Consider the following 11886-nt stretch of genomic DNA (forward strand, 5'->3'; position numbering starts at 1 on the left):
GGGCTTAATGAAATTAAAATCGGAATTGGAGGTGTTTTCGGATACTTAATCATGATGTTCATTATTATTTATGGCAACATGGTCATGCGAAGTGTCATCGAAGAAAAAACCAATCGTATTGTCGAAATCATCATTTCCTCGGTAAAACCATTCCAATTAATGATGGGTAAAATCATTGGAACATCATTAGCAGGAATTCTTCAATTTGTAATCTGGGCAATCATCGGAATGACCTTAATGCTTGCCGCTTCCATATTTTTTGGTGTAAATATTGGACCAACAGCTAAAATTCCGCCAGAAGTAATGCAATCAGCGCAACAAGAATTAGCCGGGACAGCCCAAATGTATATTAAAGAATTATGGAATTTACCCATCGCAACATTACTCATTTGTTTTGTGATTTATTTCATCGGAGGCTACTTTTTGTACAGTTCATTCTACGCTTCTATTGGTGCCGCAGTTGATAATGAAACCGATTCGCAACAATTTCTTTTGCCTATCATCATGCCATTAATTTTGGGAGTTTACATCGGATTTTTTACAGTAATGAACGATCCGCACGGAACAATCGCCACCGTATTCTCTATGATTCCGCTTACATCACCTATTGTCATGCTGATGCGAATTCCGTTTGGCGTGCCTTGGTGGCAGCTGGCACTTTCGATTTCCATACTTTTCGGAACCTTCTTTTTTACGGTCTGGTTTGCCGCAAAAATATACCGTGTAGGAATCTTAATGTACGGTAAAAAACCAACTTGGGGCGAATTATACAAATGGCTGAAGTATTAGGAGCGAGTGGCTTGGTTTTTGTCAATAAATCATTTTCCCGCTTTCCGCTACAATCTTTTTGTCCGCCTTTTCGGCAGACAAAAAGGATTTTCACTGCAATCGGGGCTAAAAGAGGAATCATTCGAATTTTTAGTAATTTTGCAAAACAAAATAAACGAGAGTTCTTTAGAATGATAGACGAATGCTAATTAACGAATTTTGTTTTTCAAAGTTCAAATCTTAAACTTACAAAAATGTCAAGAATACTAATCATAGAAGACGAAGCTGCAATCCGACGAGTACTCACAAAAATACTTTCCGAAGAAAGCGACACGTACCAAGTAGAAGATGCCGAAGACGGTGCTGCCGGACTTGAAAAAATAAAAAACAACGATTACGATTTGGTATTGTGCGACATCAAAATGCCAAAAATGGACGGAGTAGAATTACTCGAAGCCGTCAAAAAAATAAAACCAGAAATCCCAATGGTCATGATTTCCGGTCATGGCGACATGGAAACGGCCATCAATACGATGCGTCTCGGAGCTTTTGATTATATTTCAAAACCACCGGATTTGAATCGGTTGTTGAATACGGTTCGTAACGCTTTAGATAAAAAACAACTCGTTGTCGAGAACAAAATCCTAAAGAAAAAAGTCAGTAAAAATTACGAAATGATTGGCGAAAGCGATGCCATTAACCACATCAAAATAATGGTTGATAAAGTCGCCCAAACCGAAGCACGAGTTTTAATCACCGGACCCAACGGAACGGGAAAAGAACTGGTTGCGCATCAATTGCACGAAAAAAGTGAAAGAGCTAATTTCCCATTAATCGAAGTGAACTGTGCCGCCATTCCATCAGAATTGATAGAAAGCGAATTATTTGGTCACGTGAAAGGGGCCTTTACCTCTGCAGTAAAAGACCGTGCAGGAAAGTTTGAAGCTGCTGATAAAGGAACCATTTTCTTAGATGAAATTGGCGATATGAGTCTCTCGGCACAGGCCAAAGTATTGCGTGCCTTACAAGAAAGTATGATTACCAGAGTAGGAGCTGATAAAGATATCAAAGTCGATGTTCGCGTCATTGCAGCAACCAACAAAGATTTAAAAACCGAAATCGCCGAAGGCCGTTTTCGTGAGGATTTATACCATCGTTTGGCGGTGATATTAATCAAGGTTCCAGCATTGAATGACAGAAGAGATGATATCCCGTTATTGATTTCTCATTTTGCCGAAAAAATTGCTTCCGAACAAGGAAATGCAGTAAAACATTTTTCTGAAAAAGCCATCGATTTGTTAAAAGAATACGATTGGACCGGAAACATCCGTGAACTTAGAAATGTCGTAGAACGTTTGATTATCCTGGGCGGAAATGAGATTTCTGAGAATGATGTAAAACTGTTTGCCTCTAAATAAATTTAATGATTGAAAGATTGAAAAATTCAAAGATTAATACAGAATCGAATCTTTGAATTTTTCAATTTTTTAATCTTATAATAAAAAATATGAAATTAAAAAAATTAAACGAAAAGTTACAACAAGCGTTAATTGAAAACGGTCTAACCGAAGCGAATCAGTTGCAGGAAGAAACCTTTTCAACCCTGAAAAGTGGCGCCGATTGCATTATTATTGCTCCAAAAGGAAGCGGAAAATCAACCACCATTGTGCTGAATGTGATTCAACAATTGGTTTCCGAAGGTGAAGAATCACCACGCGCTTTGATTATTGTGGAAGACAAAGCCAAAGTATTGGCAATGGAAGAACTTTTCGAAAAGTTAGGCAATTATACCGATTTGAGAGTGTATGGCGTGCATGACAAAGGCGATACGGAATATGATAAGAATTACATCTCTACCGGAATTGATGTGCTGATTGGTACACCCAATAAACTTAGTGAAATGTTTACTACAGCGGGTTATAATATAAACCGCCTAAAAATGTTTATTCTTGATGATGCGGATCCAATTTTGAAACTGCGTCATGAAACCAAAATGATGCGTATTTCGAACAGTATTACCAGAACACAACGTATTATTTTTTCGGAACAACTTACAGAAAGAATAGAAATTCTTGCTGAAAAAATGCTTGTGGAACCCTTTTTGTTTGAAATCGAGGATTAAAAATAATATAAAAAATTACAACATGGGATTAATGAAAATATTTTCAGGCAGCGAAATTTTAGCGCAAGCGTTGCAACAAAAAATCGAAGCCATTGGTGTAGAAACCGTTTTAAAAAATAACATACAATCGGCTCGACTAGCTGGTTTTGGAACTTCCGGTCAGGCAGTGGAAGTATTCATTCAGGAAACAGATTTTTCAAAAGCCAATCCGGTGATTGAGGAATTTAGGTTGAGTATTTAGGATTTTATTCTTCTAACTTTTAGCCTTTTTTATTTCTTATCTTTGCACCTTCAAAAAATCGATTGTCTATTAATCGAAAAATATAACAATACATAATAATGATTACAGTTAACGATATCTCCGTTCAATTTGGCGGAACTACTTTATTTAGCGATGTTTCTTTTGCGATAAATGAAAATGACAAAATTGCCCTAATGGGTAAAAATGGAGCAGGAAAATCAACACTTCTTAAGATAATTGCAGGTCAAAGCAAACCGTCAACCGGAAACATATCGGCACCAAAAGATGCAATCGTGGCCTATTTGCCTCAGCATTTGTTGACTACAGACGGCGCAACGGTTATGGAAGAAACATCAAAAGCCTTTGGTGAAATCTTCAGCATGAAAGCAGAAATGGATGAAATCAACGAACAGTTGACGATTCGCACCGATTATGAAAGCGATGCCTATATGAAACTGATTGAAAGAGTTTCCGATTTAAGCGAGAAATTCTATGCAATCGAAGAAGTGAATTATGAAGCCGAAGTAGAGAAAATATTAATTGGTTTGGGTTTTGTTCGCGAAGATTTTACACGCCAAACTTCAGAATTTTCCGGAGGTTGGAGAATGCGAATAGAACTGGCCAAAATACTTTTACAAAAACCGGACTTGATTTTGCTGGATGAGCCAACCAATCACATGGACATCGAAAGTATCCAATGGTTAGAGGATTTCCTGATTAATTCTGCCAAAGCGGTTGTGGTGATTTCGCACGACAGAGCCTTTGTAGATAATATTACCAACCGTACTATTGAAGTAACAATGGGGCGGATTTACGATTATAAAGCCAAATATTCCCATTATTTAGAGCTACGAAAAGACAGACGTGTGCATCAGCAAAAAGCCTATGACGAGCAGCAACGAATGATTGCGGATAACAGGACTTTTATCGATCGTTTTAAAGGGACATTTTCTAAAACTGATGCCGTTCAATCCCGTGTTAAGATGTTGGAAAAACTGGTTATTGTTCAGGTTGACGAGGTCGACACTTCGGCTTTGAAATTAAAATTCCCACCTGCTGCTCGTTCTGGTCAATATCCGGTAATCGTAAAAGATTTGTCGAAATCCTATGGTGACCATGTAGTTTTTGCAGATGCCAATATGGTGATTGAAAGAGGCGAAAAAGTAGCTTTCGTAGGGAAAAACGGGGAAGGAAAATCGACCATGATCAAAGCCATCATGAAAGAAATTGAAATCAATGGCGGAAGTTTAGAAATTGGCCACAATGCCCAAATTGGTTATTTTGCACAAAATCAAGCGTCTTTATTGGATGGAAACGCAACTATTCTCGAAACCATTGATGATATTGCCGTTGGTGATGTCCGAACAAAAATTAAAGATATTTTAGGCGCTTTTATGTTTCATGGTGACGATGTGACCAAGAAAGTAAAAGTACTTTCTGGTGGCGAGAAAACGCGTTTGGCAATGATTAAATTATTGTTGGAACCTGTTAATTTATTGATTCTTGATGAGCCTTCAAATCATTTGGATATGAAAACCAAAGACATCATCAAAGACGCTTTGCGTGAATTTGACGGAACATTAATCTTGGTTTCTCACGACCGTGATTTCTTGGACGGATTAGCGACCAAAGTTTTTGAATTTGGAAACAAACGCGTAAAAGAACATTTTGAAGATATTACCGGTTTCTTAGCCCACAAGAAAATGGAGAATTTAAGAGAAATTGAGAAATAAAAAACAGCTAAACTATTTTTAGATCATAGTTTTAAATATTGTTCATATTGATTTTTAATCTGAGTTTAAAATGGATTCTTCATTAGAACTCTTTGTTTATAGGTAAGATTGCATTTCAATAAAATATAAAAATATAATTTTAAAAATACATTTAAAGTACTGGTAATAAGTATTTTAAATGTATTTTTTTTGTACCTTAGTGAGCCTGTTTATTATCAATGTATAAAATTTAAAGTCATGAAAAAATTAATTTTATCCATGATGGTCATAGTGACTAGTTTGTTAAGTTTGCCTCTGTTTTCTCAAAACAACAATGAGCCTATAGCTTTAGGTTTGCCTGGAGACAATCTTAATTTGTATGCCGTATTGGAGGTTTTTCAAAAATCGCCTACATTGGAAGCTTTTGAAAAAGCAATTAACGATAAAGACACAAAAATCAATAATCTGGATTTGAATAATGACAATGCCATAGATTATATTGAAGTAGTTAGTTATAAAGATGGTGATTCACATTCTATTGTGCTTCGAGATGCAATAAACAGCAAAGAATATCAGGATATTGCCGTTATAGAAGTCGAAAAAAATAAATCGGGTAAAATTATTGTCCAGATTATCGGTGATGAAGATTTGTATGGTAAAAATTATATTGTAGAACCAGCTGTTATAAATATTTCAGAAACACCAAATCCAGGTTTTACTACTGAAAGAACCGTAATTATAAATAACAGTTATTCCATTACAAATTTAAATGGCAATGGCTTTCTGTATGTCAATGATTGGCCTGTAATTGTCCACTTGTTTTCTCCGGTATTTTCAGTTTATATCTCTCCTTGGCATTGGGGTTATTATCCGCCTTATTGGTACCCATGGCAACCAGTATATTATTATAATTATTGGGATTATCATAACCATTATTATAGAAATCATTTTTATCGCAGAGCGGTTTTTGTAAGAAATCCAGTTCGCTATTCTCATTATATCAGAAGCAGAAACAGTTCTCCAACAGTTCTCCAAAACAGAAGAATTGGAAGATACAATCCAACTTATCAAGGAAGAACTTATAGAAGACCAGAAACGGTACGTCCATCGAGCCCTTCAACAAGACCGGTGACTCCGAGAAACAGGCCAACGGCACCGACCACGAGACCAGTTTCGCCTTCGACAAGACCTATAGCTCCAACAACGAGACCAGTAGAACCATGAGCAAGACCAATGGCACCTTCAACCAGACCTGTAGCTCCGTCAACAAGGCCGGTAGCACCCTCATCCCGACCAACGAGAGAATTTAATGCCCCTTCGAGAAGAGACAGATGATAGCCTTATAAAAGAGTTGAAAACAAACTTCCTAGATTTCTATTATATTAAAACAAAAAAGAGATTGTAAAATAGTACAGTCTCTTTTTTTATCATGAAATTCTTGGACGGGATTTTTTTATTTAATTAAAGTCAATTTATAAATATTGGCTTTCAATTCATCGGTATCATTGTCATCACAAAGCAGGAATTCAATTTTTTCATTTGAGTTTTTAAATAAAGCCAATCCTTCAAGTTTATGGGTATCGGTTATTTTTTTGGTGAAGTCAATTTTCATGGTTTCGATGTCGATACAACCAATAAAGCTTCCCAAAACTTCGCCGTCATCATAGGTAGAAGTGGTGTCTTCGGCGGTGGCCAAAAAGTAAATTTTATTTTCGACTAAAACAGCATCGGTAAAACTGGCCCGTACTCCTTTTATTTTGGGTAGTTTATAATCGTTAGAAAGTATATTGAATTCGTTGGTTAAGTTTTTTGCATGAATGGTAAAAATGATATTTTTATTTGCCTTTCCGTTACCACGATTGAACAAAAACCAAGTTTCTCCATTGTAAATCGCTCCTTCTATATTGAAATCTTCGGGTTTTATTTTTCCGAAATTTTGCATAACCAAATACAGATCGGTTAAATCCGTTGTTGCAATGATTTCTTTGGTTTTTGGATTGATTTGTACCATTTTGTTCCGATTTTCGGTAGAGCCCGAGCCAAAAATATATAAGTCATCTCCAAAACGGGTTATTGCTTCAAAATCAGGTTTGTCTTTTTTGGGAATGTTTTCAGAGGCATTTTCAATTAATGGATGACGATTCAAATCGGATGTGTCGATATTGTATTCATAAAGGAATCCGCTGTTGTCACCGATGATAAAAAGGGAATTGTCTTTGTAAACCAATCCTGAGGCAGAACCAATTCCGATAATTTGAAAAAGCAATTCTAAGGTGAATTTTTGCATGATTTTATTTGGATAAGGAGATGCCCTAGCCCAGATAGCAGTGGAAATCCTTTGCTTGCTTTTTTAGCAAGGAAAGATTGCAACGGATAGCTGGAAATAGCTCCTAATAATTATTTATATTTGAAGATGTAAATATAAAATATTTCCTATGAAGTCTATTAATCCCGATGATTTTAAAGTTGTAAATGCAATTCAACTTTCTGAAATGCCTACGTTGCTTGATGTTGATGGCGATGATGAGGAACAGGAAGATAAATTGGCGAAGGTAAGAACCAAACTCAGCGAAATTCAGGAAGTGATGTATGCGCACAACCGTTATGCTGTGCTGATTTGCCTGCAAGGCATGGATACTTCAGGAAAGGACAGTTTGATTCGTGAAGTTTTTAAGGAAACCAATGCCAGAGGGGTTGTGGTGAATAGTTTTAAAACACCTAATTCAAGTGAACTGGAGCATGATTATTTGTGGCGTCATTATTTGGCTTTGCCGGAAAAAGGAAAATTTGGAATTTTCAACCGATCGCATTATGAGAATGTGTTGGTTACTCGGGTTCATCCGGAATATATCCTATATGAGAATCTGCCCGGAATAGAAAAGGTGGAAGATATTACGCCTAAGTTTTGGAAAAAAAGAATGAAGCAGATCAATAATTTTGAGAAACACATTGCGCAAAATGGAATAATTGTGTTGAAATTCTTTTTGCATTTAAGTAAAGAGGAGCAACGACAACGCCTATTGCGACGATTGGAGGAAGACAAACACAATTGGAAATTTTCGACTGGCGATTTGAAAGAAAGGGAACTTTGGGACGATTATATGCATTATTATGAAGAAGCAATAAATAATACTTCTACAAAAAATGCGCCTTGGTACGTGGTTCCTGCCGACGATAAGGAAATGGCGCGTTATATTGTAGGCAAAATTATTTTGGAAGAAATGCAGAAACATTCCGATATTCATCAACCCGAATTGGATGATGATATTAAAGCTAATATTGAAATGTATAAAGAAATATTGAAGAAAGAATTATAAAAAAAAAATGCTCTGAAGTTAATCAGAGCATTTTTTGTATGTAATAGAATGAATCTACAATTCAAAACCGTAAGCTAAACGCAAAGCGATTTGGTCTGTATCATATTCTGTGTAAGATTCGTAACGTAAACTAAGATCGAAATTTTTGTTAGCATATCCAATACCTGGAGCCCATAAATAAGTATCTTGTTTGTAATCATTTGTAACTGCAAAACCACCACCTAGTTCACCAAGAACATAGAATTGATCTTCCCAAACAAAAGCTTTGAAACCAACTTTTACTGGAATGAATCCTAAATCTTTCACGTCATTTTGAATGAACAAATTAGTAAAACCTGTTGTTAATACTAAAGACGTTCTTTTTGTTAAATCATATTGAAGTCTAACATCAGCACCTAAAGAATAATCGTAAACATAATCATTTGCTGGAACACCACCATTCAAACCAAATCCTAAACGGAAACTTTGATCATAATTTGTTGCTTTTGTTTCTGCAGTTTCTTGAGCAGAAACATTACTTGCTGAAAAAATTGAAATGGCTAATACTAATAATGCTTTAATCTTCATAATAAATAATTTTATTGTTAAATGTGATTTTTGGTTATATGATACTTTGATACCATCAAAAATCCGAGTGCAAATGTAAGCCAATATATCAGGTAAATGTTACACAATTATTGCGATTTGTTACATAATTATGTATTAAGGAAAAAAATTACAGTAAAAGAAAGTTTATTAATCAAATAATAAAGAATCAATCAAAAGCTTCTACTTACCTTTGCGGACTTAAAAAAACAACAAAGTGAATTTTTCTCAATACACTAAAGAATTTTCTTATAATTTAAAACTAGCTTACCCTGTAATTCTGGGAATGCTGGGTCATACCTTAATTGGAATTGTAGATAACATCATGGTTGGGAATCTTGGTTCTACAGAATTGGCTGCGGTTTCTCTTGGGAATAGTTTTATTTTTATTGGCATGTCAATTGGAATTGGTTTTTCAACTGCCATAACACCTATTATCGCAGAAGCGGATGCAGAAAATGACGATAAAAAGATTCGTACCACCTTTCACCATGGTTTGTTATTGAGTACAGTTTTAGGAGTTATATTATTTATTTTGATTGTTTTATCAAAACCGATAATGTACCTGATGCACCAGCCCAAAGAAGTAATCGATTTGGCCTCGCCTTATATTGATTGGGTTGCTTTTTCGCTAATTCCGGTTATCATCTATCAGGGCTACAAACAATTTGCTGATGGTTTGTCAAAAACCAAATATTCTATGTACGCCATTTTTATGACCAATGTGGTGCACGTTTTTTTTAATTATGTATTGATTTATGGGATCTGGTTCTTTCCTAAATTAGGAATTCTCGGTGCGGCATTAGGAACCGTGATTTCAAGAATTATGATGGTGGTTTTTATGCATTACCTGTTAAGGAATGATAAAGAAATAAGACGTTATTTTAAAAATTTCAGTTTCAAAGAAATACGAAAATCAGTCTTAAAAAAGATAATTGATTTAGGTATTCCTTCGGCTTTGCAAATGTTATTTGAAGTGGCTTTGTTTACAGCGGCAATCTGGCTGACGGGCTCTATCGGTAAAACCAGTCAGGCGGCCAATCAAATTGCACTGACATTAGCAACAACTACTTTTATGTTTGCAATGGGGCTGAATGTGACTGCCATGATTAGAGTAAGTAATCAAAAAGGCTTAAAGGATTATAAAAATCTGATAGTGGTTGCAAGATCAATTTTTTTATTGGCTATTATCGTTGAAATCATATTCGCCTTACTGTTTGTGGTTTTACATAAAGTGCTGCCTCACTTTTTCTTAAATATGAATGATACGGCACAAGCACTCGAAAATAAAGAAGTAATCCTGATTGCCTCCAAATTATTATTGGTGGCGGCTGTTTTTCAAATTTCAGATGGAATCCAAGTGGTTGTTCTCGGGGCTTTAAGAGGATTGCAAGATGTGAAAATCCCAATGTACATTACATTTGTGGCGTATTGGGTAGTAGGATTTCCGATTTCATTTTATCTTGGAAAATACACCAAATTAGAATCAGTGGGCGTTTGGATTGGACTTTTGGCGGGGCTAACAGTTGCTGCTTTATTTTTGTATATTCGCTTTCATAAATTAACAAATAGGCTCGTTAGAAATAACAGTTAATTTAACAACCTATAAATAGAGTCATTTTACATATAATTAATAGTATTACTATAATAAATCATCAAATTAACAATACATGGAATTACCAAAATTTTTACTAGGCGACAACACCGATTTTCCGGAAGATATTTTCATCGTTCATTTGGATTATCCTCGATTCATCATCAATCTAAAAGACGATGAAGTAGAATTTATCGAAGAAGCCGAAGATCTTGATGAGGCAGAATTAAATGTTGAAATGGAAGGACTTATCGAACAGGCAAATGCTTTTTACGATAGGGAAATGGAGCGTTACGAGAAAGAATAATTTTATTTTTTAAAATACTTTTCCAATAATAACTGAGCAGCGGCAAACGGTGAAATTTCATTGTTTTGCACTGCTTTTTTATTTTCTTCCAATAATTTATGGATTTCTGGATCATTGTAAAAGTTCAATTTTAATTGTTCATTGATGGTTTCTAACATCCAGTATTGGTTTTGTTCTTTTCGTTTTTCAAAAAAATATTGATTGTCTTTGGTCAGTGTTAAAAACTTCAAAATCGTTTCCCAAATAGCACTGATTCCTTCGTGAGTAATAGCACTACAGGTCGAAGTTGTCGGCGTCCAGCCAGATTTTTTAGTAGGAAATAAATGCAGTGCCCGATTAAATTCGGTTTTTGCCAAATTGGCTTTTCTGATATTATCACCATCGGCTTTATTGATAACAATCGCATCGGCCATTTCCATAATGCCGCGTTTGATGCCTTGCAATTCATCACCGGCACCAGAAATTTTCAATAATAGGAAAAAGTCCACCATACTGTGCACAGCAGTTTCGCTTTGCCCGACACCAACAGTTTCTATAATAATCGTATCAAAACCACAAGCTTCACAAAGCGTGATGGCTTCCCTGGTTTTTCGGGCGACACCGCCCAATGTTTCTCCCGAAGCCGAAGGTCTAATATAGGCATTTTCGTCTTTTACCAATTCCTCCATTCGGGTTTTATCGCCGAGAATACTTCCGTGTGAAATCGTACTGCTGGGATCAACGGCCAAAACGGCCACTTTTTTTCCTAAACCAGTCAGATATTTCCCAAAAGCTTCTATAAAAGTACTTTTTCCAACACCGGGAACACCGGTAATTCCTATGCGAACCGAATTATTGGCATGGGGCAAACACGCATTAATCACTTCATTGGCTTTTTCCAGATGCGATACCTGAGTGCTTTCCACCAAAGTAATGGCTCTGCTCAAAGCGGCAATATTTCCGGCTAAAATTCCTGAAATCAGTTCCTCCGACGAAGGCTGATGCTTCTTCAGATTTTTTATGTGTGCCACCGAAGCCGAGCTGATAATTTCAGGAGATGTAATTCCGGCTTTTTCGTGAAGTGCAGACTGTTTTTTCTTGTTGTTTTCCAAAACTTAAAATCGTTTGAGTAAAATTAGTATTTAAACATGAATTACGCTAATTGACATAAAAATATTAAATCCGAATTCTGATGTTATTAAAAATTTAAACACAGATTTCACAAACTTTCACAAATAAATCTGTGCAAATTTGTGAAATC

General features: G+C 35.8%; 12 protein-coding genes. 9 read left to right on the forward strand and 3 right to left on the reverse strand.

Going from position 1 to position 11886, the window contains the following annotated elements; translation table 11 throughout:
- From VI621_RS06650 to VI621_RS06675, 6 genes are all read left to right on the forward strand, one after another.
- Positions 1-789 (forward strand): ABC transporter permease (locus VI621_RS06650; RefSeq protein WP_324217602.1); only part of this gene is annotated, 789 nt, incomplete at its 5' end.
- A 233-nt stretch (positions 790-1022) separates the two neighbouring features.
- Positions 1023-2186 (forward strand): sigma-54 dependent transcriptional regulator, encoded by a 1164-nt coding sequence (locus VI621_RS06655; RefSeq protein ID WP_324217603.1) that lies wholly within the window; start codon positions 1023-1025, stop codon positions 2184-2186.
- An 89-nt stretch (positions 2187-2275) separates the two neighbouring features.
- The gene (locus VI621_RS06660) at positions 2276-2890 is read left to right on the forward strand and encodes a DEAD/DEAH box helicase (protein WP_324217604.1); all 615 of its coding nucleotides are present in this window, start codon (positions 2276-2278) and stop codon (positions 2888-2890) included.
- A 22-nt stretch (positions 2891-2912) separates the two neighbouring features.
- Complete coding sequence (locus VI621_RS06665; protein WP_324217605.1) at positions 2913-3131, forward strand: putative signal transducing protein; 219 nt, start codon at positions 2913-2915, stop codon at positions 3129-3131.
- 98 nt (positions 3132-3229) lie between these two features.
- A complete protein-coding gene (locus VI621_RS06670; RefSeq protein ID WP_324217606.1) occupies positions 3230-4864 on the forward strand; it encodes an ABC-F family ATP-binding cassette domain-containing protein in 1635 nt (544 codons plus the stop codon).
- Between the two features lie 237 nt (positions 4865-5101).
- Positions 5102-6067: a hypothetical protein gene (locus VI621_RS06675; RefSeq protein WP_324217607.1), complete on the forward strand. Its 966-nt coding sequence runs from the start codon at positions 5102-5104 to the stop codon at positions 6065-6067.
- Between the two features lie 229 nt (positions 6068-6296).
- On the opposite strand, the gene VI621_RS06680 is transcribed toward VI621_RS06675, so the two are convergent.
- Complete coding sequence (locus VI621_RS06680; protein WP_324217608.1) at positions 6297-7130, reverse strand: DUF6929 family protein; 834 nt, start codon at positions 7128-7130, stop codon at positions 6297-6299.
- 148 nt (positions 7131-7278) lie between these two features.
- Here VI621_RS06680 and VI621_RS06685 point away from each other — a divergent pair, with 148 nt between their 5' ends.
- Positions 7279-8160: a PPK2 family polyphosphate kinase gene (locus VI621_RS06685; RefSeq protein WP_324217609.1), complete on the forward strand. Its 882-nt coding sequence runs from the start codon at positions 7279-7281 to the stop codon at positions 8158-8160.
- A 54-nt stretch (positions 8161-8214) separates the two neighbouring features.
- Here the strand turns inward: VI621_RS06685 and VI621_RS06690 are convergent, their stop codons facing one another.
- Positions 8215-8727 (reverse strand): hypothetical protein, encoded by a 513-nt coding sequence (locus VI621_RS06690; protein WP_324217610.1) that lies wholly within the window; start codon positions 8725-8727, stop codon positions 8215-8217.
- Positions 8728-8962: 235 nt separating this feature from the next.
- Between VI621_RS06690 and VI621_RS06695 the strand changes: the two genes are divergently transcribed.
- Positions 8963-10339 carry an MATE family efflux transporter gene (locus VI621_RS06695; RefSeq protein ID WP_324217611.1) on the forward strand — a complete coding sequence of 459 codons (1377 nt, stop codon included), beginning with the start codon at positions 8963-8965 and terminating at the stop codon, positions 10337-10339.
- 76 nt (positions 10340-10415) lie between these two features.
- Entirely contained in the window at positions 10416-10646 is a 231-nt protein-coding gene (locus VI621_RS06700) for a hypothetical protein (protein WP_324217612.1), read from the forward strand.
- A 2-nt stretch (positions 10647-10648) separates the two neighbouring features.
- Here VI621_RS06700 and meaB read toward each other — a convergent pair whose 3' ends face one another.
- The gene (gene meaB, locus VI621_RS06705; protein WP_324217613.1) at positions 10649-11737 is read right to left on the reverse strand and encodes a methylmalonyl Co-A mutase-associated GTPase MeaB; all 1089 of its coding nucleotides are present in this window, start codon (positions 11735-11737) and stop codon (positions 10649-10651) included.
- Positions 11738-11886 lie beyond the last annotated feature (149 nt).

The organism is Flavobacterium sp. (assembly GCF_035292545.1).
Taxonomy (GTDB): domain Bacteria; phylum Bacteroidota; class Bacteroidia; order Flavobacteriales; family Flavobacteriaceae; genus Flavobacterium.